Annotated in this window: 28 protein-coding genes; 15 read left to right on the forward strand and 13 right to left on the reverse strand. The window is 65.4% G+C overall.

Translation table 11 applies throughout. The features are described from left to right. Positions 1-10: 10 nt before the first annotated feature. Complete coding sequence (gene hda, locus KY49_RS02140; protein ID WP_026044954.1) at positions 11-751, reverse strand: DnaA regulatory inactivator Hda; 741 nt, start codon at positions 749-751, stop codon at positions 11-13. Positions 752-974: 223 nt separating this feature from the next. Here hda and purM point away from each other — a divergent pair, with 223 nt between their 5' ends. Further along, the gene (gene purM / locus KY49_RS02145; RefSeq protein ID WP_010091456.1) at positions 975-2,030 is read left to right on the forward strand and encodes a phosphoribosylformylglycinamidine cyclo-ligase; all 1,056 of its coding nucleotides are present in this window, start codon (positions 975-977) and stop codon (positions 2,028-2,030) included. Positions 2,031-2,125: 95 nt separating this feature from the next. Here the strand turns inward: purM and tet(64) are convergent, their stop codons facing one another. Beyond that, positions 2,126-3,316: a tetracycline efflux MFS transporter Tet(64) gene (gene tet(64) / locus KY49_RS02150; protein WP_063840469.1), complete on the reverse strand. Its 1,191-nt coding sequence runs from the start codon at positions 3,314-3,316 to the stop codon at positions 2,126-2,128. A 61-nt stretch (positions 3,317-3,377) separates the two neighbouring features. Here tet(64) and tetR point away from each other — a divergent pair, with 61 nt between their 5' ends. Then, positions 3,378-4,010, forward strand: coding sequence for a tetracycline resistance transcriptional repressor TetR (gene tetR / locus KY49_RS02155; protein ID WP_042583176.1), 633 nt, complete (start codon positions 3,378-3,380; stop codon positions 4,008-4,010). Between the two features lie 33 nt (positions 4,011-4,043). Here tetR and miaA read toward each other — a convergent pair whose 3' ends face one another. Together miaA and mutL are read right to left on the reverse strand one after the other, a co-directional pair. Next, a complete protein-coding gene (miaA, locus tag KY49_RS02160; RefSeq protein WP_042583177.1) occupies positions 4,044-5,018 on the reverse strand; it encodes a tRNA (adenosine(37)-N6)-dimethylallyltransferase MiaA in 975 nt (324 codons plus the stop codon). Next, on the reverse strand, positions 5,015-6,991 hold the full coding sequence (gene mutL / locus KY49_RS02165) for a DNA mismatch repair endonuclease MutL (RefSeq protein WP_042583178.1): 1,977 nt from the start codon (positions 6,989-6,991) through the stop codon (positions 5,015-5,017). Before mutL ends, miaA begins: the two co-directional genes overlap by 4 nt. A gap of 174 nt (positions 6,992-7,165) precedes the next feature. Between mutL and KY49_RS02170 the strand changes: the two genes are divergently transcribed. Continuing rightward, positions 7,166-7,846 (forward strand): DedA family protein, encoded by a 681-nt coding sequence (locus KY49_RS02170; protein WP_042583179.1) that lies wholly within the window; start codon positions 7,166-7,168, stop codon positions 7,844-7,846. A gap of 94 nt (positions 7,847-7,940) precedes the next feature. Here the strand turns inward: KY49_RS02170 and KY49_RS02175 are convergent, their stop codons facing one another. The 3 genes from KY49_RS02175 to KY49_RS02185 form a co-directional block, all read right to left on the reverse strand. Beyond that, a complete protein-coding gene (locus KY49_RS02175) occupies positions 7,941-8,795 on the reverse strand; it encodes a mechanosensitive ion channel family protein (RefSeq protein WP_042583180.1) in 855 nt (284 codons plus the stop codon). A 78-nt stretch (positions 8,796-8,873) separates the two neighbouring features. Then, positions 8,874-9,710, reverse strand: coding sequence for a class II glutamine amidotransferase (locus KY49_RS02180; RefSeq protein WP_042583181.1), 837 nt, complete (start codon positions 9,708-9,710; stop codon positions 8,874-8,876). A gap of 151 nt (positions 9,711-9,861) precedes the next feature. Beyond that, positions 9,862-10,191, reverse strand: coding sequence for a carboxymuconolactone decarboxylase family protein (locus tag KY49_RS02185; RefSeq protein ID WP_042583182.1), 330 nt, complete (start codon positions 10,189-10,191; stop codon positions 9,862-9,864). A 128-nt stretch (positions 10,192-10,319) separates the two neighbouring features. Between KY49_RS02185 and KY49_RS02190 the strand changes: the two genes are divergently transcribed. Continuing rightward, complete coding sequence (locus tag KY49_RS02190) at positions 10,320-11,258, forward strand: cupin domain-containing protein (RefSeq protein WP_042583183.1); 939 nt, start codon at positions 10,320-10,322, stop codon at positions 11,256-11,258. A 95-nt stretch (positions 11,259-11,353) separates the two neighbouring features. Next, positions 11,354-11,797, forward strand: a complete 444-nt coding sequence (gene yiaA, locus KY49_RS02195; protein ID WP_042583184.1) for an inner membrane protein YiaA — start codon at positions 11,354-11,356, stop codon at positions 11,795-11,797. A gap of 34 nt (positions 11,798-11,831) precedes the next feature. Here yiaA and KY49_RS02200 read toward each other — a convergent pair whose 3' ends face one another. Together KY49_RS02200 and KY49_RS02205 are read right to left on the reverse strand one after the other, a co-directional pair. Next, the gene (locus KY49_RS02200; protein WP_042584511.1) at positions 11,832-12,323 is read right to left on the reverse strand and encodes a hypothetical protein; all 492 of its coding nucleotides are present in this window, start codon (positions 12,321-12,323) and stop codon (positions 11,832-11,834) included. A gap of 98 nt (positions 12,324-12,421) precedes the next feature. Then, a complete protein-coding gene (locus KY49_RS02205) occupies positions 12,422-12,727 on the reverse strand; it encodes an H-NS histone family protein (RefSeq protein ID WP_042583185.1) in 306 nt (101 codons plus the stop codon). A 70-nt stretch (positions 12,728-12,797) separates the two neighbouring features. Between KY49_RS02205 and KY49_RS36780 the strand changes: the two genes are divergently transcribed. The 4 genes from KY49_RS36780 to KY49_RS02215 all read left to right on the forward strand — a co-directional run bounded on the left by KY49_RS36780 (position 12,798) and on the right by KY49_RS02215 (position 15,165). Then, positions 12,798-13,049: a hypothetical protein gene (locus tag KY49_RS36780; protein WP_156162413.1), complete on the forward strand. Its 252-nt coding sequence runs from the start codon at positions 12,798-12,800 to the stop codon at positions 13,047-13,049. Positions 13,050-13,146: 97 nt separating this feature from the next. After that, positions 13,147-13,293, forward strand: a complete 147-nt coding sequence (locus KY49_RS36785; RefSeq protein ID WP_155016931.1) for a hypothetical protein — start codon at positions 13,147-13,149, stop codon at positions 13,291-13,293. Positions 13,294-13,375: 82 nt separating this feature from the next. Further along, positions 13,376-14,206 carry an NADPH-dependent 7-cyano-7-deazaguanine reductase QueF gene (gene queF, locus KY49_RS02210; protein WP_042583186.1) on the forward strand — a complete coding sequence of 277 codons (831 nt, stop codon included), beginning with the start codon at positions 13,376-13,378 and terminating at the stop codon, positions 14,204-14,206. A gap of 20 nt (positions 14,207-14,226) precedes the next feature. Beyond that, positions 14,227-15,165, forward strand: a complete 939-nt coding sequence (locus tag KY49_RS02215) for a queuosine precursor transporter (RefSeq protein WP_231636332.1) — start codon at positions 14,227-14,229, stop codon at positions 15,163-15,165. On the opposite strand, the gene KY49_RS02220 is transcribed toward KY49_RS02215, so the two are convergent. The 4 genes from KY49_RS02220 to KY49_RS02235 all read right to left on the reverse strand — a co-directional run bounded on the left by KY49_RS02220 (position 15,155) and on the right by KY49_RS02235 (position 19,519). Continuing rightward, the gene (locus KY49_RS02220; RefSeq protein ID WP_042583188.1) at positions 15,155-15,760 is read right to left on the reverse strand and encodes a LexA family protein; all 606 of its coding nucleotides are present in this window, start codon (positions 15,758-15,760) and stop codon (positions 15,155-15,157) included. The two genes, KY49_RS02215 and KY49_RS02220, sit on opposite strands and share 11 nt — an antisense overlap. Positions 15,761-15,999: 239 nt before the next feature. Further along, positions 16,000-17,829 carry a type VI secretion system baseplate subunit TssF gene (tssF, locus tag KY49_RS02225; RefSeq protein ID WP_052495600.1) on the reverse strand — a complete coding sequence of 610 codons (1,830 nt, stop codon included), beginning with the start codon at positions 17,827-17,829 and terminating at the stop codon, positions 16,000-16,002. 11 nt (positions 17,830-17,840) lie between these two features. Continuing rightward, on the reverse strand, positions 17,841-18,359 hold the full coding sequence (locus KY49_RS38405; RefSeq protein WP_231636333.1) for a hypothetical protein: 519 nt from the start codon (positions 18,357-18,359) through the stop codon (positions 17,841-17,843). After that, entirely contained in the window at positions 18,356-19,519 is a 1,164-nt protein-coding gene (locus KY49_RS02235; protein ID WP_042583189.1) for a hypothetical protein, read from the reverse strand. Before KY49_RS02235 ends, KY49_RS38405 begins: the two co-directional genes overlap by 4 nt. Before the next feature lie 336 nt (positions 19,520-19,855). On the opposite strand from KY49_RS02235, the gene tssI reads away from it, so the two are divergent. The 6 genes from tssI (at position 19,856) to KY49_RS02265 (ending at position 26,296) form a co-directional block, all read left to right on the forward strand. Then, positions 19,856-21,988, forward strand: a complete 2,133-nt coding sequence (gene tssI, locus KY49_RS02240; protein ID WP_042583190.1) for a type VI secretion system Vgr family protein — start codon at positions 19,856-19,858, stop codon at positions 21,986-21,988. Between the two features lie 7 nt (positions 21,989-21,995). After that, the gene (locus KY49_RS02245) at positions 21,996-23,378 is read left to right on the forward strand and encodes a DUF2169 family type VI secretion system accessory protein (protein ID WP_042583191.1); all 1,383 of its coding nucleotides are present in this window, start codon (positions 21,996-21,998) and stop codon (positions 23,376-23,378) included. Beyond that, complete coding sequence (locus KY49_RS34755; RefSeq protein WP_063805076.1) at positions 23,368-24,345, forward strand: DUF4150 domain-containing protein; 978 nt, start codon at positions 23,368-23,370, stop codon at positions 24,343-24,345. Before KY49_RS02245 ends, KY49_RS34755 begins: the two co-directional genes overlap by 11 nt. Next, a complete protein-coding gene (locus tag KY49_RS02255; protein ID WP_059903442.1) occupies positions 24,342-24,794 on the forward strand; it encodes a hypothetical protein in 453 nt (150 codons plus the stop codon). Before KY49_RS34755 ends, KY49_RS02255 begins: the two co-directional genes overlap by 4 nt. A 103-nt stretch (positions 24,795-24,897) precedes the next feature. Beyond that, a complete protein-coding gene (locus KY49_RS34395; protein WP_052495601.1) occupies positions 24,898-25,824 on the forward strand; it encodes a hypothetical protein in 927 nt (308 codons plus the stop codon). A 7-nt stretch (positions 25,825-25,831) separates the two neighbouring features. Beyond that, positions 25,832-26,296, forward strand: a complete 465-nt coding sequence (locus KY49_RS02265) for a hypothetical protein (RefSeq protein ID WP_042583193.1) — start codon at positions 25,832-25,834, stop codon at positions 26,294-26,296. Positions 26,297-26,346 lie beyond the last annotated feature (50 nt).

The following is a 26,346-nucleotide window of genomic DNA, read 5'->3' on the forward strand; positions in this document are numbered from 1 at the left end:
GATGCGCATTTTACTCGAAGCGGTTCGGGCCCGTGCCCGGCGGCACGATGTCGTCGCCGGGGCGGGCCAGCATCCGGCGCAGCAGCGGCAGCGTGACGGCGCGCTTCTGCTCGAGCGAGAAACGGTCGAGCGCGTCGAGCAGCGCCATCAGGCTTGGCATGTCGCGGCGGAAATGGGTCAGCAGGTAAGCCGCGATGTCGTCGGTGAGCGCGATTCCGCGCTCCTTCGCCGCGAGCTTCAGCACGGCGATCTTGCCGGCGTCGGACGGCGGCGACAGGTGGAACACGAGCCCCCAGCCGAGACGCGTTCGCAGGTCCTCGCGGACGTCGAGCGCGAGCGGCGCCGCGGGGCCCGCCGCGACGAACGCGCTCGACGGATGCGCGCGCACTTCGTTGAACAGGTTGAAGAGCGCGACCTGCTGCGTGTCGCTCATCCGGTCGCAGTCGTCGATCGCGTAGATGCCGATGCGCGGGTCGAACGTGAACGCGCCGAGCGGGCTTTGCGGCGTCAGGTAGCGCGCGTAGCCGTACGACGCGTCGCTCACGAGCGCCTGCAGCAGGTGGCTGCGGCCGCTGCCGGGTTCGCCCCAGATGTAGAACGACCGGTCCGGCACGGGGCCCGCCGCCAGCGCGAGGTCGAGCTTCTGCAGCCGCGTGACGAGCTCGCCGTTTTCCTCGCCCGTGATGAAGTTGTCGAACGTGGCGGGGGGCGGCGTGCCGAGATCGAGCGTCAGTTGACGGGACACAGTCACAATGCGGGTCGGTTGGTGAAACGTGCGCCGGGGAGCGCGGCGTCGATGGCTGCACGCGCGGCCGCACGCACGGCGGCGCGCGGGTTCCGGCGCGGCTCGCTCAGCGGTGAAAACGGGGACGTGTTGGCCAAGATGCAATCCCTGACGAATCGATGCGGGGAATTCCGGCCAGCGGGCCGGCTTCGGGTAAAATCGCATTTTACCGACCTTCTTGCATTCCCCCATGAATCCTCCGAAATCCGCTCCTGACGCTCAAGGTCTGTCCTATCGTGACGCGGGCGTCGACATCGACGCGGGCGACGCGCTCGTCGACAAGATCAAGCCCTTTGCGAAGAAAACCCTGCGCGACGGCGTGCTCGGCGGCATCGGCGGGTTCGGCGCGCTGTTCGAAGTGCCGAAGAAGTATCGCGAGCCGGTGCTCGTGTCGGGCACCGACGGCGTCGGCACGAAGCTCAAGCTCGCGTTTCATCTGAACAAACACGATACGGTCGGCCAGGATCTCGTCGCGATGAGCGTGAACGACATCCTCGTGCAGGGCGCCGAGCCGCTGTTCTTCCTCGATTACTTCGCGTGCGGCAAGCTCGACGTCGACACGGCCGCGACCGTCGTCAAGGGCATCGCGCAAGGCTGCGAACTGTCGGGCTGCGCGCTGATCGGCGGCGAAACCGCCGAAATGCCGGGCATGTACCCGGATGGCGAATACGACCTCGCGGGCTTCGCGGTCGGCGCGGTCGAGAAGAGCAAGATCATTGACGGCAGCACGATCGCCGAGGGCGACGTGGTGCTGGGCCTCGCGTCGAGCGGCATCCACTCGAACGGCTTCTCGCTCGTGCGCAAGATCATCGAACGTGCGAACCCGGACCTGTCGGCCGATTTCCACGGCCGCTCGCTCGCCGACACGCTGATGGCGCCGACCCGCATCTACGTGAAGCCGCTGCTCGCGCTGATGGAAAAGATCGCCGTGAAGGGGATGGCGCACATCACCGGCGGCGGCCTCGTCGAGAACATTCCGCGCGTGCTGCGCGAAGGCCTGACGGCCGAGCTGGACCAGAAGGCGTGGCCGCTGCCGCCGCTGTTCCAGTGGCTGCAGGAGCATGGCGGCGTCGCCGACGCGGAAATGCATCGCGTGTTCAACTGCGGGATCGGCATGGCCGTGATCGTGTCGGCGGCGGATGCCGACGCAGCAGTCAGCCAGCTGACGGCGGCCGGCGAGCAGGTGTGGAAGATCGGCGTCGTGCGCGCGAGCCGCGAAGGCGAAGCGCAGACGGTCGTGGTCTGACGCGCCGCCCGACGCGCAAAGTCACAGGAAGCCGCCCGGAGTCGATCCGGGCGGCTTTTTTTTCGCCGCGCGCCGGGCGGGCGGCCGGATTCCGCTTACGCGGCCGGACTTTCTCGCGCCGGCCGCGCGTGGGCCAGCAGCGGCGGCACCAGCAGGTAGAGCAATGCGGCCGCGGCCCAGACGAGCCCGGGCCACGCGTCGCGGGTTGCCGCATAGGCCGCGGTGACGACGAGCGGCCCGGCGACGCCGATCAGGCTCGCGATGCTCGCGAGCGTGCCCTGCAGCTCGCCCTGCCGGGCGTCGTCGACCTGGCGCGCGAGCATCGCCTGCAGCGCCGGCAGCGTCACGCCGCCTGCCGCGAACAGCGGCAATAGCGCGAACGGCACCCAGGCCGCGTTGGCGAACGCGATGACCACGAGCCCGAGCGCGTCGCCGGCGAGGCCCAGCGCGAGCGCGCGGCGCTCGCCGAGCCGCGCGATCAGCGGCCCGATCGCGAACGCCTGCGCGAGCGCGTGGCACGCGCCGTAGCCGGCGAGCGACAGGCCCGCGACCGGCGTCGACCAGCCGAAATGCGCCTGTCCATACAGAATCCACAGCGTCGCGGGCGCCTGCGACACCAGCGCCACGATCACGTAGACGCCGATCAGCGGGACGAGCGCCGGGCCGCCGCGCAGCCGCCGCAGGCTCGCGAACGCGTTGAGGTTCACCGTGGCGGCGCCGGCGCGCGCGGCCGCCGGCCGCGATTCCGGCAGGCTCCGCCAGACGAGCGCGAGATTGAGCGCGTTGAGCAGCGCCGCGGCGGCGAACGGCGCCCGCAGATGCCACGCGCCGAGCAGGCCGCCGAGCACCGGGCCGGCGATGAAGCCGATCCCCATCGCGGCGCCCAATTGACCGAAACGGCGCGCGCGATCGGGTTCCGCGGTCACGTCGGTGACGTACGCGTTCGCGACCGCGACGTTCGCGCCCGTGATGCCCGCGATCAGCCGCCCGGCGTAGAGCCACGCGAGCGTCGGCGCATACGCCATCAGCAGGTAGTCGAGCGTGGCGCCCGCGAGCGACGCGAGCAGCACGGGCCGGCGGCCGAAGCGGTCGCTCAGCGCGCCGAGGACGGGGGCGCACAGGAACTGCGCCAGCGCGTACAGCGCGAGCAGCATGCCGTAGTGCGTGTCGGCGCCGCCCGCGCCGGAGAGCGTGCGCAGCAGCCCGGGCAGGATCGGCATCACGAGCCCGACGCCGATCGCGTCGAGCACGACGGTCGTCAGGATGGCAATCATGGAAGGATTCAAGATCGTTCTCTATCGATGATAGAGTGGCGATTATTCCACACCTTCCCTATCGGTGATAGAGATGAAAGACACGGGCGCGCGACTGACGCGCGACACGGTCCTGCGCGCGGCACTCGAACTGCTCGACGAGGTCGGCATCGATGCGCTGTCGACGCGCAGGCTCGCGGAACGGCTCGGCGTGCAGTCGCCGACGCTCTACTGGCATTTCAGGAACAAGGGGGAGCTGCTCGACGCGATGGCGGAAGCGATCATGCTCGAACGGCGCCGCGCGTCGCTGCCGCAGCCCGGCGATGCGTGGGACGCGTGGCTCGTCGCGAATGCGTGCAATTTCCGCGCGGCGCTGCTGGCCTATCGCGACGGCGCGCGCCTGCATGCCGGCACGCGGCCGCGCGGCGCGCATTTCGACGGGATTGAATGCAAGCTGGCGCTGCTGTGCGACGCGGGTTTCACGCCGGAGCAGGCGATCGACCTGATGTTCGCGATCGGCCGTTTCGTGGTCGGCTGGGTGCTGGAGGAGCAGGCGGAGCCTGCGCGCGCGCCCGATGCGGATGCGCCGGACCCGGCCGCGCATCCGCTCGTTGCGCAAGGGTGGGCCGCGCTGCACGCACGCAGCCCGGACGACGCGTTCGAGCGCGGCATCGCGCTGCTCGTCGACGGCGCGCGTGCGCAACTCGCCGCGCGACGAGCCGGGTGACGACGCGCGCGGCCGCGCGCCGCTGCGATGGCGTCAGTCCGGCGCGCGGCCGTCGAGCACGCGTTCGAGCGCGTGGACCGCTCGCGCGGTCGCATCGTCTGCGACGCAGTCGACGACGATCCGCTCCGGCATCGCGCGCAGCCACGTGAGCTGCCGCTTGCACAGCTGGCGCGTCGCGAAGATGCCCTTGTCGCGCATCGTCCGATAGTCGGTCGCCCCGTCGAGGAATTCCCATGCCTGCCGGTAGCCGACGCAGCGCATCGACGCCAGCCCGAGATGCAGGTCGTCGCGGCGGCGCAGCCGTTCGACCTCGTCGATGAAGCCCGCGTCGAGCATCGCGTCGAAGCGCTGCGCGATCCGCGCGTGCAGCGCCGCGCGGTCGGACGGCTCGAGCGCGACCGGCACGAACCGGTAGCGGGCCGCCGCATCGTCCGCGCGCGGCGGCGCGGCGAGCAGCGCCGACATCGGCCGGCCGCTCAGCATGAAGACTTCGAGCGCGCGCTGGATGCGCTGCGAATCGTTCGGCGCGAGGCGCGCGGCCGTCTCCGGGTCGACCTGCGCGAGCCGCGCGTGGAGGGCCGGCCAGCCGTCGCGCGCGGCATCCGCGTCGAGTTCCGCGCGCACGGCCGGGTCCGCGGACGGCAGGTCGTTCAGCCCCTGCGTCAGCGCCTTGTAGTACAGCATCGTGCCGCCCGCGAGCAGCGGCGTGCGGCCGCGCGCGGCGATCTCGCCGACCAGGCGCAGCGCGTCGGCGCGGAATTGGGCGGCCGAATACGCGTCGGCCGGATCGATGATGTCGATCAGGTGATGCGGCGCGCGCGCGCGCTCGTCACGGGTCGGCTTCGCGGTGCCGATGTCCATGTCGCGGTAGACGAGCGCCGAATCGACGCTGACGATCTCGATCGGCCGGCGTGCCGCGAGCGCCAGCGCCGCGGCCGTCTTGCCGGACGCGGTGGGCCCGAGCAGGCAGGCGATCGTCGTTTGAGCGGGAGACTGCGACACGCTCATTGGCCGCGCATGAACAGGCGGTCGAGGTCGCCGAGCGTGAGCTGGTACCAGGTCGGCCGGCCGTGGTTGCACTGGTCCGCGCGTTCGGTCGCTTCCATCTGGCGCAGCAGCGCGTTCATCTCGTCGAGCGTGAGGCGGCGGTTCGCGCGCACCGCGTGATGGCAGGCGAGCGTGCCGAGCAGCTCGTGCTGGCGCTCGGTGAGCACGCGCGAGCCGCCGAACGCGTGCAGGTCGGCGAGCACCGCGCGCGCGAGCGCCTGCAGGTCCGCGTCCTTCAGCAGCGCGGGCACCGCGCGGATCGCGAGCGTCGTCGGCGACAGCACCGCGAGGTCGAAGCCGAGCGATTCGAGCGTCTCGCGCTCCTCTTCGACGGTGCCGATCTCGACCGGCGTCGCGTTCATCGATACCGGCAGCAGCAGCGACTGCACCGCGACCGAGCGGTCGGCGAGCGCGTGCTTGAACTGTTCGTACAGGATCCGTTCGTGCGCCGCGTGCATGTCGACGATCACGAGCCCGTGCGCGTTCTGCGCGAGCACGTAGATGCCGTGGATCTGGCCGAGCGCGAAGCCGAGCGGCTGGTCGTCGTGCGCGGTGTGGGCGAGCGACGGCGCGGCGGCGAATCCCGCCAGCGGCGCGGCCGGCGCGTCGGCTGCGTCGTGCGCGACCGCCGTGGTGCCGGCCGGCGTGCCCGCGCCGCTGTCCTTGCGGCCGAACAGCGCGTCGTAGAGCGCGAGCGGCTGCGCGACGGGCAGCGTGCCTTGCGTCATCCGCGCCTGGCGCAGCCATGTGCTGCCTTGCGACGGCGTGGGCGCGGGGCTGCCGCCGCCGCTCGCGGCCTGGCCGAGCGGCGTGCCCTGGAACGAAGCGGGGCCCGGCGCCGCTGCGATGTGCGCGGCGTGGCCGCCGGCGGTGGTTTCGGGCGACGCGCCCGCATGGCGGGCCAGCGCGCGCTGCACCGCATGGAACACGTACTGGTGGATCGAGCGCGAATCGCGGAACCGCACCTCGATCTTCGACGGGTGCACGTTCACGTCGACGGCCTCGGGCGGCAGGTCGAGGAACAGCACGTAGGACGGGTAGCGGTCGCCGTGCAGCACGTCCTCGTACGCGGCGCGCACCGCGTGCGTCAGCAGCTTGTCGCGCACGAAGCGGCCGTTCACGAAGAAATACTGCTGGTCGGCGCGGCCGCGGCTCGCGGTCGGCAGCCCGGCGCAGCCGTAGACGGCCAGCGGCCCGGCGCGCTCGTCGAGCGGCAGGTACGCGGTCGCGAAGCCTTCGCCGAGGATCTTCGCGACCCGCTGCGTGGGCTCGGTCGCGTTCCAGTGCTCGACGGCCTTGCCGTTGTGCAGCACCGAGATCGCGACGTCCGGCCGCGCGAGCGCCGCGCGGCGGATCATTTCGACGCAATGGCCGAACTCGGTCTGCTCGCTCTTCAGGAACTTGCGCCGCGCGGGCGTGTTGAAGTACAGCTCGCGCACCTCGATCGTCGTGCCGACCGCGCCGGCGGCGGGCGCGAGCACGCCGGTCTGCGCGTCGATGCGCGTCGCGTGCGCCGCATCGGCCGTGCGGCTCGTGATGAACATCTCGGCGACCGACGCGATCGATGCGAGCGCTTCGCCGCGGAACCCGAGCGTCGCGACCGCTTCGAGCTCCTCGAGCGAGCGGATCTTGCTCGTCGCGTGGCGCATCAGCGCGAGCGGCAGCTCGCCGGGCGGGATCCCGCAGCCGTCGTCGGTGATCGAGATGCGCTTGACGCCGCCTTCCTCGAGCACGATGCGCAGCGTGTTCGCGCCGGCGTCGAGCGCGTTCTCCAGCAGCTCCTTGACGACCGACGCCGGACGCTCGACGACTTCGCCCGCGGCGATCTGGCTGATCAGCTGGTCGGGCAGGGGCTGGATCGCGCGCAGCGGGCGCAGCGAGTGCGGATCAGGGGCGGGCGTGGCGCTCGCGGCCGTTTCGGTGAATTCGGACATGGCCGAATTATAGCGAGGCCGCCGGCGCGCGCCCGGCCGGCGATCCGTTACGTTTTTTCACGGAGCCTTAAGGCAGTTTCGGTATGATGACTGCGTTTCACGCGCCGCCCTTGCCGGGCGGGCGATTCCGCCCTTTGTGCCGTCACCGGCCTGCTTGCCCTGAAGGAACCGCATTTGGATACGCTGCTTCATTTCGTCAATCTCGTCCTGCACATCGACGCATTCCTCGGCGATTTCATCCGGCAATACGGCGCCTGGGTGTATCTGGTGCTGTTCCTGATCGTGTTCTGCGAAACGGGCCTCGTCGTGTTTCCGTTCCTGCCGGGCGATTCGCTGCTGTTCATCGGCGGCGCGTTCGCGGCGGCCGGCGAAATGAACGTCGGCGCGCTGATCGTGCTGCTGCTCGTCGCGGCGATCACCGGCAACACCGTCAATTACCTGATCGGCCGCTGGATCGGGCCGAAGGTCTTCAATACGCACATTCCGGTGCTCGAGCGCTTCCTCGATCGCGCGGCGCTGCAGAAGACCCACAGCTTCTACGACAAGCACGGCGGCAAGACGATCGTGCTCGCGCGCTTCATCCCGGTGGTGCGGACCTTCGCGCCGTTCGTCGCGGGCGCGTCGTCGATGAGCGTCACGCGCTTCCAGCTCTTCAACGTGCTCGGCGCGCTGGTCTGGGTGCTGCTGCTCGTGCTGCTCGGCTACTTCTTCGGCAACATCCCGTTCATTCGCCAGTACCTGAACGTGATCGTGCTGGCCGGGATCGGCGCGGCGGTCGTGCCGGTCGCGCTCGGCGCGCTGTGGAAGCTCGCGCGCGGCCGCTCGGGCGGCGCGGGCAAGACCAGCGGTCACTGACCTGCGCGGGCCGCGCGGTTCGGCGCGGCGATAAAAAAGCGTGGCTCGCAAACTGCAGCCACGCTTTTTTCATGTCCGCCGACGCGTCGCGCCGTCACGCAGTGCGGTGCGAAATCGGCGTTTCGGGCGTCGGGTACTGCGCGTCGCGGAACGTGTCGAGGATCGCGCGGTTGGTGTCGCAATACACCTGCCAGTAGTTCGCCGGCTGCGTGAACGGGCGCACGAACAGCAGCGGGCCTTCCGGCGTGAACTGCAGCACGCCGACGTCCGGCGCCGGGGTCGTCAGCACGTTCGGGATCTTCTGCACCGATTCCTTCAGGCGGTTGATCGCGTCGAGCGCGTCGACGCCGTTGGCGATCTTCGCGGACAGGTCGACGCGGCGGTACGGCGTCGCGCTGTAGTTCGCGATGTTGTCCGAAAAGATCTTGTTGTTGCCGACGATCGTGACGATGTTGTCCGCGGTGACGATCGTCGTGCCGAACAGGCCCATCTCCTTCACGGTGCCGGTGACGCCGCCCGCGTTGATCACGTCGCCGATCTTGAACGGGCGCAGCACCTGCATGAACACGCCTGCCGCGAAATGCGCGAGCAGCCCGCCCCAGGCCGTGCCGATCGCGAGGCCGAGGCCGGCGAGCAGCGCGGCGAACGACGTGGTCTGCACGCCGAAGATCTGCAGGATCGCGAGGATCAGCAGGATCGTCAGCAGCACGCCGACGACCGAGGTCAGGTAGTCGGAGAGCGTCGGGTCGACCTTGCCGCTGCGCTGCACGATCTTGCCGAGCAGCCGCGTGCCGACGCGGATCGCCCAGCGGCCGACGAACCACAGGGCGATCGCGGCGACGAGGTTGAGGCCGAAGTCCAGGCCGCGGGTCATCAGGAATTGCTGGGCGGTGGCGAGGTCCAGGGTCAAGGTTGGTTCTCCACAAGACGTTGAACGGAGGGCGGTCATGCCGGAAGCGCGGCACGCCGAAAATCTTCGGACTTTTATAGCCGACGGGCGGCGGCAAGGCAACCTGTTGCGCCATGCCTACGCGTGACGCCGCGGCTCGAACGGCCGCTGCTCGACGTCGCCGCCGCGCGCAATGATCGCGGTGCTTTCCGGAATTTCCTCCCACGCGCCGCGCAGGTCGACGAGCGGCTCGGACAGCACCATGAACGCATCGTCACCCGCTTCGGCGATGCGCGGATTGTGCGGATACAGTTCGTGCAGGTGCCGGAACGACGTGCTGTGGAACAGGGAGCGCGATTGCCGCTCGCTCGAGTAGCGCACGGCGATGATCTGCTCGCCGTCGGTCACGCAGACCGTCATGTTGAGCGGCAGGTCCACGCGGTGCCGCGCGGCGATGTCCTCGATAATGCCGGCCATCCGCTCGAGCGCCGGCAGCGGCGACTGTTCGAGGCCGAACGTCAGCGCGAGGCGGAACATCAGCTCCGAATCGGTCGACCCTTCGATCGTCGGGAACAGCGCCGGATCGATCTTCATCGCGAGGTCGCGGTGCAGCTTCGGCAGATCGCGGATCAGGCCGTTGTGCGCGAACAGCCACCGGCCGTGCCGGAACGGATGGCAGTTGGTTTCCTGTACAGGCGTGGCGGTCGCCGCGCGGATGTGCGCGACGAACATCCGCGAGCGGATCGCGCGCGCGGCTTCGCGCAGGTTGCGATCGTTCCACGCGGGATGCACGGAGCGGTAACGGAACGGGAGTTCGTCCGGGTGGCCGTACCAGCCGATGCCGAAGCCGTCGCCGTTGGTGGTCGTCGCACCCAGCTCCGAATGCAGGCTCTGGTCGATCAGCGAATGCTTCGCGCGGAACAGGACGGTCTCGAGGTGGATCGGGTTGCCCGTGTAGGCGAGCCAGCGGCACATGGGGCGCTCCTTCTCGGCGGATCGTCCGAGCATGGTAGCCGAGTTCCCCGCAGGCAGGTTCACCGCCGCGGCGGGCGGCCGCTTGCATGCGCCCCGGCGCGCCGGACGAGGCCGGGCGCCGGGGCGTCGACGCGTGACCGCGGTCGCGGGCTCAGTCGCCCATCGCATCCATCACGCGCGCCGAATAGACGAGCGCGGCGCCCGCGTTCAGCGCGACCGCCACGCCGAGCGCTTCCGCCACTTCCTCCTTCGTCGCGCCGTGCCTGGCGGCTTCGGCTGTGTGCACGGCGATACAGCCGTCGCAGCGCGTCGTGACCGCGACGGCGAGCGCGATCAGCTCGCGCGTCTTCGCGTCGAGATGGCTGGTCTTCGCGCCGGCGCCGGACAGCGCCTTGTAGCCGGCGAGCGTATCGGGCGACAACTTCGCCAGATCGCCGATGCGCGTCGAGAGTTCCTTGCGATATTCGTTCCAGTTCAGCATGGCTCGTCCTTTTTAATGGGTGGGTGGCCGCGGCGGGTGCCGCGTGCTGCGGAGATGCACGGCTATTCTGAGCGTCGGCGGTGATGGTTTCGATACGCTAAAGTGTCAATTTTTAGCGCGAGCGTCTCATGGATGCGCTGAGTCAACTGCTGCTGCTGGGCCGCAGCCATGTCGAGCTGGACGTGCGCTGCCTGCTCGACGGCCCGTTCGCGATGGCGCACGACGCGCTGCCGGCCGGCGAGGCCGCGTTCCATCTGCTGCTGGCCGGGCAATGCCGTCTGCGCACGGCGGATGGTCGTGCGCTGCGGCTCGTCGAAGGCGATTTCGTGCTGCTGCCCGCAGGCGGCGCGCACGAGATTCACGACGCGACGGCCGGGCCGGCGGCCGCCATGCCGATGCGCGAGCTTGCCGCGGCCGGCGGCGCGGTGCTGCCGGTCAAATGCAATACCGACACGCCGGAGCGCGCGAGCGTGGATCTGCTGTGCGGGCGCTTCGTGTACGAGCGCGGCGCGGGCGAGCTGCTGATGCGCGCGTTGCCGGACCTGCTGCACGTCGGGCTGGGCGAGTCGTCCGGGTTCGCATCGCTGCAGATGCTCACCGGGGTGCTGCGCGCCGAGGCGTCGAATCTGCAGCCGGGCGCCCGCGCGATCGTCAACGCGCTCGGCCAGGCGTTGCTCGCCTATGCGCTGCGCGCGTACGGCCGCGACGCGCAGGTGCCGTCCGGCTGGCTCGCGCTCGCCGCGGATGCGCGGCTCGGGCCGTCGATCCAGGCGGTGATGCAGGCGCCCGCGCAGCCGTGGACGGTCGCGTCGCTCGGCGACGTGTCGGCGATGTCGCGCGCGACCTACGCGCGGCATTTTCGCGAGAAGGCGGGGATGAGCGTCGGCGCGTTCGTCACGCAGATCCGGATGATGCACGCGTGCGCGTTGCTGCGGGACACGCGCCGGGGGCAGGCGGAGATCGGCCAGGCGGTCGGCTACCAGTCGGAGGCGGCGTTCGGCAAGGCGTTTCGCGAGGTGTTCGGCACGACGCCGGGGCGCTGGCGGCGCGCGCATCGCGGCGCGTGAGCGTGCCGGCGGCGGGTTGTCGATCCGGGCATTTGATGTGACAAAACTGCTACCATGCTCGCGATTCAATTCAACAAGAAAGAGAGGGCAACACCATGAACCAGACCACTATCCAGCAGCCGTCGTTCGCGTTCGTCGCGGCGTCGTGGGCGGCATTGATCGCGGGCTTCGCCGCGTTTCTCGTCGGGCTCTGGAACGCGGGCATGCAGCTCAACGAAAAGGGCTACTACTTCACCGTGCTGGTGTTCGGCCTGTATGCGGCGATTTCGCTGCAGAAGAGCGTGCGCGATCGCGCCGAAGGCATTCCGGTCACCGGCATCTACTACGGGTTAAGCTGGTTCGCACTGCTGCTCTCGATCGCACTGCTGATCGTCGGCCTGATCAACGCGACGCTGCAGCTCAGCGAAAAAGGCTTTTACGCGATGTCGTTCGTGCTCGCGCTGTTCGGCGCGGTGACCGTGCAGAAGAACACGCGCGACCTGCAAGGCGCGAAGCCGCGGCTGACCGACATCGATCCGGCGCAGCCGTCGCACGAATGAACGCAGGGCGGGCGCTGCCCGCCTGTCGTCGCCCTCAGAGATCGCTGCGCTTCTCCGACGCGAGCGTGAATTCGAGCAGGTCGCGGGCGTTCAGGTGCGCCTGATTGGCCAGGCTGGCATGCCGCCGGACTTCGTCCTCCCGTTGCGAAGCGCCGTCGTGACGCGCGTCGCGCTGAAGGGCGGAGCGGGCGGCGCCCGCATGAGCGCGGGCACGCGTTGCATGTTCGCGCGCCTTCCTGGCGCGCTCCCGAACCAATTGCTTTCTGGACAGCGTGCTCGGAAAGTCGTCGGCCGTACGCTCGCTTGCCGCACGCATCGATCCACCCGAGGCCAGTCGTTCGAGCTCGGTGGCGCACGCATCCGCGGCACGCGCGTCCAGCGCGGCAAACCGGACCACCTGTTGCGCGGCGTCGCGCGCCGACGCCCGCGTGCCGCCGGGCAGCTCCTTGCACCATGCCCGCATCAGCCGCGGCGATGCGACCGCAAGCAGGATTACCGTACCAACGACGCTGATCAGAATGGTCATCGACATTGCGTGCGTGTGACGAGTGAAGTGGGCGCAGGAGAAATCGGCCGGCGATCCATGCGTGTCGCGCTGCCGATCCGCGGCACGCTCGAATGCGATTACGCCGACGCGTCGATCAGGAACTGTTCGCGACTCTGCCCGTTGATCCACAGGGGCTCGCGGCCGCGGCCGCTCCATGTCGCTCCGCTCTGCGGGTCGCGGTACTTCGGCGGAACCGGGCCGCGCTTCGCGCGTCGACGCGGCTTGCGCGGCAGATCGCCGAACAGGTCGCCGGGCGTCAGGTCGTATAGCGCGATCGCTTCCCTGATCCTCGACACGGCGGCCTTTTTTTCCTCCAGCCGGACCGACTCGGCTTGTGCTTGAAGCACTTCTATTTGTGCCTGGAGCTCTCGATAGCTTGTCACGGTGTTCTCGTTACGGTGTCATCGATCCGTCAACGGTCCCGATCGGATCGCTGCCGGGCCGAGTCGTTGATTGGCCGCCGGCTTCATCCGGATTGCGGCAGGCGACCCTGTCGTGCGTGGCTCGGGCCGTCGTTCGCATCGGTCCGGTATTTCGATTGCCGGAAGCATGGGCGACACCGCCGGCATGGCGGTCGCGGGGCGCTGCTGTATTCCGCTCCCATTTCGGAATGCAGGAATCAACCTGTCCGATCACGTGCTGGTGTTGCAAGAATGCAATGCCTGTCTTAATCGGGATAATATGGACGAAGCGGTGATCATTTAAAACTAGCAAATATGACAGGAAGGTTGTTGTATTTCGGCTGGATGCGCGTTGATGACGACCTGTCAGGCGTGCCGCCGGTCCGTTGCGGCGGACTCGCATGAAATGGCCGATCGGATTGGCTTTATTTGCTTTTATGATGCCGTATGGCGCCCGGCACGGATGGGCCGGGGCGATCGTCGCCTTGAACCGGTTGCCGACGGATAAAAGAAAAGGCTACGGTATCATGGCGAAGTTGGCGGCATAACTGGCAATTAAGCCTTTGCGTATTTAAATAATCGCACTGAATTTATCAAAAAATAGAACGCTGAAATCGAAAATTCAAGGACATGAACTCGCTATCCAATCAAGGCGCCCTGGAGCTCGGCAAGCAATCCAAGTACGAGTCGATTTACAACCCGGAAAAGCTCTATGCGATTCCGCGCACGATCAAGCGCGAGGAGATCGGCATCACGGATACGCTGCCGTTTTTCGGCGTCGACGTATGGAATCACTACGAGGTGTCGTGGCTCACGCCCCGCGGCGTGCCGCGCGTCGCGATCGCGACGATCGTCGTGCCGTGCACGTCGCCGAACGTGATCGAATCGAAATCGATGAAGCTGTACTTCAACACGTTCAACAACACGTCGTTCGAGAGCCGGGAGGAAGTCGAGCGCATCGCCGCGAACGATCTGTCGCGCTGCGCCGGTGCGCCCGTTTCGGTCACGCTCGAATCGCTCGAATACGCCGCCGCCTTGCAGATCGGCGCGCCGGTCGGCACCTCGATCGACGAGCAGGACATCGACATCGCGCAGTTCAGCGTCGACCGGCAACTGCTCGCGACGCATGACGAGCACGTCAGCGAAACGCTTTATTCGAACCTGTTGAAATCGAACTGTCTCGTGACGGGCCAGCCCGACTGGGGGACCGTGTCGATCGAGTACGAAGGGCGCCGCATCGACCGCGATGCATTGCTTCGGTATGTCGTGTCGTTCCGCAATCACGAGGAATTCCACGAGCAATGCGTCGAGCGGATCTTCAAGGACATCCAGGATCAATGCGCGCCGGCCCGCCTGACCGTGTCGGCCCGCTATACGCGCCGGGGCGGACTCGACATCAATCCGGTGCGCAGCAGCGCGCCCGTTCAGGACGTGCCGAATACGCGCCTGATCCGACAATGACTTCGCACCGCGAGCCGATCATGGAATTCGCTTCTCACGAAATCGAAGCCGTCATCGAGCCGTCGCTCGAGAGCGATGCGCTGCAGGTCCTGGTGCGGGTGCGCGATTCCGGCGCCACGTTCAGGATGTCGCCGCGCGAGCTGAACACGAAGGCGTGGCTCGACAAGTTCTCGCGCGAGGATGTCGCACACATCGGCTTTCTCAACGCGGCCACGTATACGGACCAGCCCATTCCCCTCTCGTACTTTCCGACGCGCAAGCATCAGCTGACGCCCGCCGTCCTGTTGCTGGCGCTTCTTTACGCGGGCTTCCTGATGCTGTCGAACGTGACGGGCGCGCGCGTCATCGCGGTCACGCTCGCCGGCATCACCTTCGGCATTCCGGCCGCGCTGATCGCGTTTCCGATGACCTATGCGTTCAGCACGATCATCACGGAAGTGTACGGTTATCGGGTCAGCCGGATGGTGATCTGGGGCGGTCTTGCCGTGAACCTGATGTTCATCATCGGGACCTGGCTCCTGTCGTTGCCGCCGGGCTTGCCCAGCTGGGAGGCGCAGAATCCGACGCTCGCCGCGGCCTATCCGGCGCTCGCGCTGGAGTTCGCGCGGACGTTCGTCGCGTCGACCGTGGCCTACTTCTGCGGCGAGTTCGTCAACACGACCTTTCTCGCCAAGCTCAAGATCGCGAGCGCGGGCCGCCATCTGTGGGCGCGCATCGTGTCGAGCACCGGCGTCGCGATCGTGATCGACAGCACGCTGTTCTGCGTGATCCTGTTCTGGGGCCGGCTGCCGCACGACGTCGTGCTGACGATGATCGGCGTTCAGATCGCGGTCAAGGTGACCTACGAGCTCGTGCTGCTGCCGGTCGTCACGACGGCTTCCAGGCGTCTCAAGCAAATGGACCAGATCGACTACTACGACTATCACACGAGCTTCAATCCGTTCTCGTTCAAGGATTGACCAGGCGCGACTCGGTGACGACGCCGAGCACCACGACGCTCGCGCCGAACGCGTTGATCGTGTCTGCCGGCGAAGGGGCGAGGCCTTTGAGCCAGACCGCTTCGCCGTCCTGCGCGACGCGGCGCAGCGTCGGCTCGCCGCCGTCGATTGCGGCGACGACGACCTGAGCGTCGCGAAACGCGACGCCCGGCTCGACGATCACGATCGAGCCTTCGCGGAACCGCGGCGCCATCGACGGCTTGGTGCGCGCCGCGAACGTTCCCGGCCTGCGCGGCGTGTCGACGGTCAGCCAGCGTGTGTTGCGCGCGACGTCGTAGACGCCGCGTGCATAGCCGAGCATCTCGTCCCAGCCGAGAATCGGGATCGGATAGGCCCGCTCACTTTGAAGCAGATACCCGACGGTCGTTCCGAGCGCATCGGCGATCGCCATGACGGTGCTGATGCGCGGGTCCTCGGTCGCCATCGACAGCACGCGGCTCAGCGTTGCGGGCGACACGCCGGTCTTGCGTGCGAGGTCGGCGTCACTGAGGCCTTGCCGCTGCATCAGCGCGCGTATTCTCGTGACCATCAGGGCCAGCCGCTGGGTCGTTTCCATGGTGTGTTCTTGCTCCTCCCGGCGTGCTTGCGTCTGCCTCTTGGTGCATCTGCGGTCATCGCGTCGTGGTGCGAGCGAGAGCCGCGGCTCGAAAGCCGTGATCGTAACCTAACAGGTTTGTAATGTGCGAGGTCGATCGCCAGGGCCATTCTTCAAGCGTGAAATGGCCGAAAAATCGGGGCGGTCAGTCCATGCAGGCGTCGAGCTGGCTGGAAGATACGGGCAATGATGTCGACGGCTCAGGCGATCGGACGTGTGCCGAGGTGCGGCGGGCAACGCATCATGACAGGGTCCGGGCCGGTGGCCCGAATCACGCACTGCACATATCCGTTGGCCGGCGCGAAGTGCGCGAAAAACGGATCGAGCAAGCGACTGCAGGCGTACAGGCTGAGGGCGTCGAGCGCCGCCGCCTCGAACGTGACGGTGATCTCGAGGCCGCGTACGAACGTCGGCATCGGTGGAACGGACATCCATTGCATCACCGACTTGTGCGAGACGTCCACGATTGCATCCACCAGCGCGAGCGATCCCGGAGCTTCCGGGTACAGCAGCCGCAGCAGTTCCTTCAGCGCGTCGGCGTTTGGGGATTGCAACGTGAGGATGTGTGGCGACAGACCGGTGATCAGTCGCCACAGCGCGCCTTGCCGCATCGATCCGGTGCGGCAGGGCGTGGGTGTACGCAACAGTTCGACCCGGCCCGGCAGATTCTCCTTCTCGTTGCACAGGTCGCCATCGGCGGCGCCGGTTGACAGCATCGCCGGATAATTGCCGTTGGTACAGGTCAGGCTGACCAGCAGCTGGCCCGTGACTTGTGAGACCGGTTGCCCGTCGAGATCGACGAGCGTGATGTTTTGCCATGCGTCGTTTCCCTCCGTGAATTCTCGTCGGGCCGCCAGCCAGAAGACGGGGGCCGTCTGCTTTCCCTGACCGTGCGCGAAGCCCCGGTAGCGAGGCACCGGCTTGCCGCCGGTCGCCTCCGGCGAGACGTCGTTCGTTAGCCGCACGGACTCGATGGCGCGCGCGGTGACATCCCGCATGTTCAGCACCTGCGGCATGACAGCGTAGGTGGTCGCCTCGGGCTTGAGCGGGATGGGCGTCGCGTGACGACTGAACACGTTCACGACCGGGGTGCAGCCAAGCCGCAGGTGATCGATGGCGACGGTATCGAGCTGCCGGCGCGCGGGCGTGCCGTCCGGCATGTCGACAATCGGCAGGTGCAACGTCAGGCGACGGCGCGGTTGCGCCGCGCGAACCAGTGCCGCCATGTCGAGATCGATGAACGCAAATTTGTCAGGGAATGCGAAGTATTCTCGCAGCAGACGCCAGGGCGGGTTGGCGAGGTCGTCGGCGCCCGGCACGAGCGCCTCCGGTGTTGCGTAGCCGGCGGCCGTCAACGGGATCTGCGCGAGCGCCTTCCAGCGCTGGTTGCGATCGCTTTGGACGAAGGCCTTGGGCGCATGCAGCAGGAACGCATCGGTCATGGCCGCGACCATCGCCGGCGTACCGTGGAGATGGAGACGGAGCCGATCGGGTACGGCGGCGTGGAAATCCGCGCCGTCCGCGAGCGACGCGATCGTGATCGACACCAGCACCGACGTGTTCGGCGGCAGCGTCACCGGTGGCGAGGCCGCTGCCGCCGGCGCCACGTTCACCTCGTCGATGAGGATTGGCGCGAGCGTGACGTCGTAGCTGGTGCGAAACCGGCAGGTGCCGGCCCGGTCCTCGAGTTCGGTGCCGCGCGGCACCGTGACCGGCGCCGTCAATTGACCGGCGGTGGCGGCTGCGTCGAACTGCGCGATCGAACAGGACGGAATGACGCGAAGCTGTTCCGGAAAGAGCGTGTCGATCAGCGCCTCGGCGAACTCGGGATAATCGTCGCCGAGCCGTTTGCTGATCCGGGCGCCGAGCAATGCGAAGGACTGCAGCAGCCGTCCCAGGTGCGGGTCGTCGATCTCGCCGTCCGTGACGCTCATGCGAGCGGCAATCTTCGGAAAGCGCGCCGCGAATTCATGCGTCGCGCGACGCAACAGCGCCAGCTCGCGCTCGTAATGGGGTAGCAACTCGTCCATCCGCTATCCGGTCAACGCTGGCGGAGCGGCGGCTCCCATTCATGGGGCAAGGAGTCGGGATCGAGCCAGCGTAGCTGCCGGATCGCCCGGTGGATGATGATCAGGCAAGGCAGCTTGACGACCGCGAACACGAACATGACGAAGGCCAGGTCCGGGTCGATGGGTGACCGCCCGGCGTTCAGGTAGCACGCCAGGGCCAGCAGCGGCAGGTAAAGCGCCATCGCGCCGAAGGACAGCCAGCGAAACATGCGGACGGCCCAGAGCTTGCCGCTACCGATGCCGATGCTGACGGTCAGCATGATGATCGTCAATACGACCCATGCCGGCAGGAACAGGTCATCGAAGGCGACGGTCTGCAACGACGCCGCGCCTTCGACGAGTTCCGCAAATGACAGGCCGACGCCGAGAAAGAACGCGCCACCCGCGATCACGGCCTGTCGCGGTGCGCCGGGCGGGCGGTTGCCGGGCCGCTCATTCGGTGCGGGTGGCCGGCCGACAGGCGCGGTGGCGTTTTGATCGGGGGGCGTCATTGCGCGTACTCCGGATGATGGCGGACGCCAACTTGAAATTGCAGCACGGTCGGCGGACTGCCGACCTGATTCGAACTGCCGAGGCGCTGCGGTGCGAGTGCGTGAGCCGGATGGTTCGGATCGCGATGCGATGATTCCGCCATCCGTTCGGTCAGCCAGTCGACGCCGTGCGCGACCGGGGCCGGCGGGGAGATGCCATACACGCCGGTGCCGTAGATCGTCGCCATATAGGCGGGGGCCTCGATCGTTCGCAGCAGCATCAATTCGCGGCTGGCATCGGTGAGTTTTTTTTGCGCCGTACGGACGTTGTTGGCGAGGCCGCGCGCCTGTTCACGCATCTGGTTGGCCTGCTGGCGCATCAGCAGCTGATCGGGATTGTCGAGATTCGCGCGACTGAACGCATTGATCGCGTTGCGCTGGTCGGCCAGGCGACTGGTTGCCTGCATCGCTTCTTCGGTGGCCTCGCCCACCTCGCGTGACACCTTGGGCAAGGAGGCGAGGGTGCGCCCTCCGCTGACCGCGAGATCGGGCAAGGCCAGGATCGGACCGACCGTCTCCACCAGTTTGTAGTGCCACGTTTCCTTCAGTTGATTCTTGCGCACGTCGTCGCCGCGGAGTTCGTAGCGTAGCATCCGGCCGTCTTCGATCAGCAGGAGCGCGGCGGCTGCACCAGCTACGACGCCCAGCACGGGGGCCAGCGCGACACCGCCCGCCATGATCGCGGCCACCGAGACCACGCCGGCAAGCACGCCGAACGTGTCACCCACCACGGCTGCCGTGTCGAATCCGATCTGGTGCGCGCCGATGAAATCAACGGCTTTCGCGCGGGCCTTTGCCAATCCCTGACCGAGTGCTGCGCCGCGGTTCGATGCCGCATCGAGCCGTTGCGTCCACGCCTGCGCCAACTGGTTGATCGTCTGCGGACTGGCGCAGCTCAGCGGATCGGGGGCGGCGACAGGCAGGCGCGACGACGACACGACGAGGTTGACCGCGTCGCCGTCTGCATCCGGAATGGACGGCTTCAGCCGGACCGCGGCCATGCCGTCGAAGAAAATCACGCCGGCCTTGGGGCCGAGCACCCGGTCGGCGAACTTCGACAGATGAAACTCTGCGTCGGACCGATGGCAGTATGGTTCCCACAACGCGACGGATTTCGGCATGGCGTCGAATTGATAATGCTGAATGGATAATCAGAAAATCGGGCCCGATCGCAAGGCCATGCATCAATCGCCGTCAATATAATCCGCCTGCATGGCAATGGCTAGACATGTCGAATACAGGGTGATGAAACGACACGCATGAATATGAAGGATTTTTTACTCTTTTATTCATGGGGTTAGAACGTATTTCGGTATTTGTTTCGCCGCAGGGTGTCGGCGCGAGCCTGGAATTGTCAAATATCCAATGGGATTCTCCGGTAGTGCTATTCATCGGCTATGATTTTTCCGCCTGAATGCAGTAAACAACGAGCGACCAAGGTATTCCGAGGGGCCAAAATGCAACTGTCAGATATTGCAGGCTTTCTGAACCTGCAAAACAGCAGGCTGTTGACTGTCAAGACGCCGCTGTCAGGGACGTCCGAACTCGTTCTCAGCGATTTCCAGTGCAGTGAAAGCCTGTCGATGCTGTTCGACATGCAGCTCGGCCTCGCGTCGCGCAACCCGAATATCGAGCTGAAGCAGATGATCGGGCAACCGGTGACGGTGTCGCTGCAATTGACGAATGCGCTCGGCAGCAGTGAGGTCCGGTATTTTCACGGTTACGTGACGCATTTCGCGCACGTCGGCACGGATGGCGGGCTGGCGAGCTATACGGCGTCCGTGCGTCCGTGGCTCTGGATGCTGTCGCGTCGCGTGGATTCCCGCATTTTCCAGGAGCAGAATGTCCAGGACATACTCGGCAAGGTCTTTTCCCAGTACGGCAAGCTCGCGTCCTACGAGTTTCGCGTGTCCCGCACGGTCAAGCCGTACAGCTATTGCACCCAGTATCGCGAGACCGATCTCAATTTTGCGTTGCGCCTGATGGAGCAGGAGGGGCTGTTCTTCTACTTCGAACACACGGAAGACGGCCACAAGCTGATCGTGACGGACATGTCGACGCATGCCAAGCCGATCGACGGACAGGTTGCGCTGCGTTATGCGACTGGAGAAGCTTTGGACGACGAGGGCGTGATAACCCAATGGGTCGCGCAGCGTCAGCTGTCGTCCGATACGGTCAGCATGAAGACGTTCGATTACAAGGTGCCCAATGCCCGGCGCTATGTGTCGGGCGACACGCCGATCGAGCAGGGGCAGGTCGACCACTACGAGGTGTACGACTACGTCGGGTTGCATGGCTTCGATTCGACGGACCGCGGCGAGGAACTGGCGCGCTTCCGGCTCGAGGCGCTTGCGGCGAACGGCAAGGCGTTCTCGGGGGCGACCAACAGCCGAGCCCTGGCGCCGAGCCGCTACTTCGAGTTGACGGACCACTATGATGCGGGCAGCACGAATCAGGAAGACCGGCAGTTTCTGATCACGGCCGTGCGGCATCACGGCGTGAACAACTATCAGTCGAACGAAGGTTCGGCGTCGTATTCGGCGAGCTTCCAATGCATCCGCAAGAAGATTCCGTACCGGCCGACGCTGTCGATTTCGCGCCCGCTCATCTCCGGGCCGCAGACGGCCATCGTGGTGGGACCGAAGGGCGAGGAAATCTACACCGATCACCTCGGGCGCGTGAAGGTGCAGTTCCATTGGGACCGCCTGGGGCAGAAGAATGCCGGCAGTTCGTGCTGGGTCCGCGTCGGGCAGCCGTGGGCTGGCGGCGGTTTCGGCGCTATCCAGATTCCGCGGATCGGCGACGAAGTGGTGGTTACGTTTCTCGACGGCAATCCCGATCGGCCGCTCATCATCTCGCGCGTCTACAACGCGCAGAACATGCCGCCGTGGGCGCTGCCGGCCAATGCGACCCAGAGCGGCTTTCTGACGCGCTCGAGCAAGGGCGCGAGCGCGGCGAACGCGAATGCCATCCGCTTCGAGGATATGAAGGGCCAGGAAGAAGTCTGGATTCATGCGGAGAAGGATCAGCGGATCGAGGTCGAGCACGACGAGTCGCATTGGGTCGGGAATGATCGCAGCAAGACCGTCGACCGGGATGAGACGACTCAAGTGCATCGAAACCGGACCGAGACGGTCGACGGGAACGAAACGATCACGATTCACCAGAACCGGACCGAGCGCGTCGACCAGAACGAAGACATTTCGATCGGCGCGAACCGTACGGAGAAGGTAGGCGGCAACGATGCAGTCACAATCGACGGGTTTCGCGAGGAGACAGTGGCCTTGGCAAAAGCCGAATCGATCGGTCTTGCCAAGGCGCTGTCGATCGGAGCCGGGTATCAGGTAACGGTGCTCGGTGCGATGAACACCAGCGTGGGCCTTGCTCAAGCGGAAGAGGTCGGGCTCAGCAAAAACGTGCTGGTCGGCAAGAACTTCATTATCCAGGTCGGCGATCGTTTCGAGGTACGGGTCGGGAAGTCCCATTTCGCCATGTCGGCGGATGGGTCCATCTTGATTACCGGACACAGCATCAATATCAGTGCCGATGGTCCAGTCCAGATCAACGGCAAGGACGTTGACATCAACTGACGTCCCTATGGAATTCCGCAATCTCACGCCATTTCACGCACTGGCGTTCAGCGCACTCGATACCGATGATCGCGAGTACCGCGTGATCGCGATGAAGGTCGCTTATCGGGTCGTCGCCGTCGACGACCGTCAGTTCGTCGCCGTGGTCGTCGACGATGAACCCTATCCGCTCTGCATGGCCGATCAATACACCGGCAAGGTCGGCGAGTCGAGCGTGCGTGAAGAGAGTGATCTGGCGCCCCATAAGCCACGCTGCGATGTCGTTGTCCGAGGCAACGCATATGCACCGCATGGCGTCCCAGCCGAGCGCTGGCCGGTACGCATCCGGGTCAGCATACCGGCATCGCCTCCCGAAATGGATGTGGAGCGGCCGTTGCCGCTTTCGCCCGGGATGGCGCTCAACGAATCCCAGCGTGAGGAGTGGGAGCGGATCAAACAGGAAGCGAAGCAAAAACACGCCGAAGCATCCCGGTGGCAGCCGGTCCTGGATAAGGCGCTTGCGATTTCGGGGCCTCGGTATTTTGCACGAGATATCTTGACGCTTTGGAGAGGCTGGCGTCTCACTTCCCCCGAACCTGCCAGCAACGTGAATGTGGGCTGGGAGCGTGCGTTCGGTGGCCGCAGTGTCGTCAAGAATCCTGATCATGAGACCGGGTCCGACGCACCCGCATATTTGATCAACGAGGTTTGCTTCAGCAATCCGCTCGGCTGCGGCTGGATGCATCACGGCGACCTCGAGTCTCGGAAGCGCGCCGGGCAATCGATTCCCGAGCGGCTTTCCGCCCCGCAAATCGAAACGGTGGATGGAATCGATCGATTGCACGTCGCCAGGCATCCGGCAGGAGAACTGACTGCACGGATGATGACGGAGGTCGCCGGAAAATACGGGGCAAAGCCGGCAGGGTTCGGATTCATCGGTCGGGCCTGGGCCCCACGCCTGCCGTTGGCGGGAACGTATGACGACGCGTGGCTTGAAAAGCGCTGGCCATACTTGCCGAAAGATTTTGATTTCGGCTACTGGAACGGCGCCCCGGTCGACCAGCAAACACCCTACTTGCCGCCCGATGCCCGGATCGAACTGTGGAATCTGACGAGCCCGGAACGAACGCCGACCGGGTACATGCAGGTTGATCTGCCCGGACACCGGCCATTCGTCCTGCTGCGTTTCGAGAACGGCTACATGCTGCCGTTTCGCATGGTACTCGACACCCTGATCGTGGACACCGACGCGTTGTTGCTGATCGCAACCTACCGGATTCGGGTCCCAGTCGATGCGCCGATTCGGGTGGTCGAGGCGCGTTATGAAACCGATCCGTCCGCGCCGCTCGTCCAGGTGCCGGAGCAGGAAACGGATCGCGATGAACAGGAGATCATCGAGCATGGCGGATAAGACGATTGCGCGCAAGGCGTCCGATTGGCGCGTGGTGAGCATCGTGCCGGACGTATGCAAGACACCGATGGGCGGGTCGACGCCGCCCGTGCCATATCCTGTTGTTGCCGAGTTGAAGGAGGCGGCGTTTCCGGCCAAGACCACACGCGTCAACGGCGAACCGATCGTGCTGTACGACGCGAGCAAGACGCCTAAAACCTACGGCGACGAAGCCGGGGTAGCGGATGGCGTGAAAAGCGGCACCGTGGGCGGTGACTGTTGGCCGATCGAGCGCAGCGCGACCGTGCGCGTCGAGAGTCGCTACATCGTGCGGCAGGACGATCAGTTCTGGATGAACGGACGTCAGGCAGGTGGATCGAGTCAGCCCCGAGGGTGGACCAAGGAGTGCGTCTTGAAGATTCTTTGCCCGACAGACAAGGACAAGGTCAAGCTTCTTTCGGAAATCAAGCTCACGACCGCGAAGTCCATTACGTTCATGGATAGAGAATTCGATGGAAAAAACTGGAAGTCAAAACCATTCCCGGCAGGCGGCACCTCAGACGCGTCGAGCGGCACCATCGGCGTCTTGGACGGTGACAGCTGTCAGGGCGTCGCGGGGACTTTCTTTCACGAGCTGACCCATCAGCAGCAGCCAGAAAGCATGTCATGGGCAGAGGCGGAGCTGGACGCTTATACCAAGAGCGAGCAGTGGGCGATCTCCAAGGGGTTTCCGGAGACGTTCCCGGGGTTTCGCACAAAAGACGCAAACGGGAACTTTGTACCGAATGCGGCGAAAATCAACGAGTTTGTTCACCAGGAATATCCGGTAGGCGTGCAGGAGATCATTTCCTCCGGGCCGAATAAAGGCCAGGTCCGATTGACGGACGGAACGGTCAGGCCACCCAAGGTGGGGGACGTTGTGTCGGGCGCACGGATAGCCAAGGGCGAGCATGAGGTCGATACGTCGGACTGGAAGTGTCCGTCATGAGAACGTCGATCGCAGTCGTGATTTGTGTGAGCTGCATTTTTTTGGGCAATGCAATCGCCGTGTCGGGTGACGGCATTGCTACGCAAGCGGAGAGTTCAAATCAGATGGAAAACGTATCGATGACGGCAACGTTTGCGGTGGACGACAAAGAGCTGACATTGGGCCGGGAGCAATTCGAGGCGTTGAGGATGTTGGCTTTGGACAGTCTCACGAAAAGCGAGCGGTACCGCGAATTTGCGCCAGATCTCGAACGATCGCATTTGTGGAGTATGGATGGCGTGGTTCGAGCAGGCAGATGGTTGTTTGAGAATCGCAACCGCCAGGTGGTGTTGGTGATGAATCCGCCACGTGCGCCGGTCATGCGATTCATTGTGGTCAGGTTTGCGTATGACGATGGCCATTGGTCGGTTGCCGGTATCAGTGACGAGCGCGTGACCGGAGCCCGCTAGCGTCGCCGCACGACGAATAAGAAGGGGGCGCGACGATCAGCCTGTCGACCCGTTAGCCTGAGAGAAAAACATGAGTGGTGCTGGAAACACACTAGGCAGAGTCGTGGCCGCTGGCGAGTTGCCGGCGATCGAGGTCACGGCGGCCAATCCGGCGGTGAAGGCGGAGACGGCGGCCGAGAGGGGGATTTGGGGTTCGATAAGCGGCTGGGTCCACGGTGGCCTCGACGCGGTCGGCTTGATTCCGGGTTTGGGCGCCATTCCTGATCTGCTCAACGCGGGCATCTACGCGGCGGAAGGGGACTATGTGAACGCCGGGATTTCGGCGGTGGCGGCGATACCGGTGGTGGGCGATGCAGCACTTGCGGGGAAGTATGCTGCCAAGGGTGGCAGGTTGCTCGCGAAGGAAGGCGAGCGGCTGGCGGTGAAAGAAGGGGAAAAAGTCGCCGCCAAGGAGACGGAGAAGGTTGCCGCGAAGGGCGAGAAGGAAGCTGTTGAAGGGTCCGAGAAGCAGGGCGCCAAGGAAACGGAGCACGAAGGTGGTGCAGGCTCCGAACCGTCGAAGGGGCAGGAGCGAAACAAGGTCCAGAAAAAGAAGAAGATGAAGTGCGGTGAGTATGGCCGCTACAGTAAACTCAAAAAGAAGACTGGCGAAAATAAATTCGATCGCGACCATATTCCGTCCAAGGCGGCGTTGAAGGAGCGGGCGAAGTTCTTGAACGACGGCCAGGATCTCAGTGCAGCGCAGAAGAAGGCGATTGACGACTGGGGCGAGGCCATTGCGATCCCGCGCCAGGCACATATCGACGTTAGCCCGACCTATGGCCAGACAACTGCTGAGGCCGCGCAGGATGCGAAGAACCTGGCCAGCGCCGCACGTCGCGATGTCGAGGCAATGCTCGGGAAGATCGAAGAGTACGACGCCGATGGGGGTTGTAAGAATGCCTACAAAAAGGCAGCCTCAAGAATTATGCGTATGGATAACCAAGCATTCGACGATGCATTGATTAAAATTCTGGAAAAGGTGCAGTGAGGCACTTATGACAGGCATGAATGATCTAACGAGCCCGCTCGGCCACTATTTTGGTGAGCCGGAGATTGCTGAATTTCTATCAGATCTTGGCATTGCCGATGTCCCGAAGCTAAAGCGCGGCGATAGTACTGCGATCGTTGCCAATGAGGCGTTGGGGGTGGAGGTGACATTCCGAGATTCAGATGCGCTGGATGTCAAGACGCGAGAGTATCCCGAGGGTGCGCTCGTACTGTCCAACGTCAGATTTTATGGTATCAAGACCGGCGAGTTCGCACCCTATGTCGGTGATTTGCCGCTGGGTGTGTTGTTCGGTAGCGCGAAGCAAACATTGATCGATCGACTTGGAGTACCTGCACGTGACAATCTCGCGTTGCGGCAAGTGCGCTGGGATTTCGATGCCTATTGTGTGTTCGCGAAATTCGATGAGAAGGACGGCATGGTCATCTTTAGCGTGCAATTGCCCATTGCGTGATGTTTGCCCAAGTTTCTCGCATTATCCGTCATTCACGGGCATGCGATTGA

This window comes from Burkholderia sp. MSHR3999 (assembly GCF_000833595.1).
Classification (GTDB): domain Bacteria; phylum Pseudomonadota; class Gammaproteobacteria; order Burkholderiales; family Burkholderiaceae; genus Burkholderia; species Burkholderia ubonensis.

Coding starts and splice junctions, on each gene's coding strand:
- KY49_RS02220 (WP_042583188.1), bottom strand. CDS start 15,760: ATGGAAACGACCCAGCGGCTGGCCCTGATGGTCACGAGAATACGCGCG.
- queF (WP_042583186.1), top strand. CDS start 13,376: ATGAACTCGCTATCCAATCAAGGCGCCCTGGAGCTCGGCAAGCAATCC.
- tssF (WP_052495600.1), bottom strand. CDS start 17,829: ATGGACGAGTTGCTACCCCATTACGAGCGCGAGCTGGCGCTGTTGCGT.
- KY49_RS36785 (WP_155016931.1), top strand. CDS start 13,147: ATGAAATGGCCGATCGGATTGGCTTTATTTGCTTTTATGATGCCGTAT.
- yiaA (WP_042583184.1), top strand. CDS start 11,354: ATGAACCAGACCACTATCCAGCAGCCGTCGTTCGCGTTCGTCGCGGCG.
- KY49_RS02185 (WP_042583182.1), bottom strand. CDS start 10,191: ATGCTGAACTGGAACGAATATCGCAAGGAACTCTCGACGCGCATCGGC.
- purM (WP_010091456.1), top strand. CDS start 975: ATGAATCCTCCGAAATCCGCTCCTGACGCTCAAGGTCTGTCCTATCGT.
- KY49_RS02215 (WP_231636332.1), top strand. CDS start 14,227: ATGGAATTCGCTTCTCACGAAATCGAAGCCGTCATCGAGCCGTCGCTC.
- mutL (WP_042583178.1), bottom strand. CDS start 6,991: ATGTCCGAATTCACCGAAACGGCCGCGAGCGCCACGCCCGCCCCTGAT.
- tetR (WP_042583176.1), top strand. CDS start 3,378: ATGAAAGACACGGGCGCGCGACTGACGCGCGACACGGTCCTGCGCGCG.
- KY49_RS02235 (WP_042583189.1), bottom strand. CDS start 19,519: ATGCCGAAATCCGTCGCGTTGTGGGAACCATACTGCCATCGGTCCGAC.
- tssI (WP_042583190.1), top strand. CDS start 19,856: ATGCAACTGTCAGATATTGCAGGCTTTCTGAACCTGCAAAACAGCAGG.
- miaA (WP_042583177.1), bottom strand. CDS start 5,018: ATGAGCGTGTCGCAGTCTCCCGCTCAAACGACGATCGCCTGCCTGCTC.
- KY49_RS02190 (WP_042583183.1), top strand. CDS start 10,320: ATGGATGCGCTGAGTCAACTGCTGCTGCTGGGCCGCAGCCATGTCGAG.
- KY49_RS02175 (WP_042583180.1), bottom strand. CDS start 8,795: ATGACCGCCCTCCGTTCAACGTCTTGTGGAGAACCAACCTTGACCCTG.
- KY49_RS02245 (WP_042583191.1), top strand. CDS start 21,996: ATGGAATTCCGCAATCTCACGCCATTTCACGCACTGGCGTTCAGCGCA.
- KY49_RS02180 (WP_042583181.1), bottom strand. CDS start 9,710: ATGTGCCGCTGGCTCGCCTACACGGGCAACCCGATCCACCTCGAGACC.
- KY49_RS02200 (WP_042584511.1), bottom strand. CDS start 12,323: ATGACCATTCTGATCAGCGTCGTTGGTACGGTAATCCTGCTTGCGGTC.
- KY49_RS02265 (WP_042583193.1), top strand. CDS start 25,832: ATGACAGGCATGAATGATCTAACGAGCCCGCTCGGCCACTATTTTGGT.
- KY49_RS38405 (WP_231636333.1), bottom strand. CDS start 18,359: ATGACGCCCCCCGATCAAAACGCCACCGCGCCTGTCGGCCGGCCACCC.
- KY49_RS34755 (WP_063805076.1), top strand. CDS start 23,368: ATGGCGGATAAGACGATTGCGCGCAAGGCGTCCGATTGGCGCGTGGTG.
- KY49_RS02255 (WP_059903442.1), top strand. CDS start 24,342: ATGAGAACGTCGATCGCAGTCGTGATTTGTGTGAGCTGCATTTTTTTG.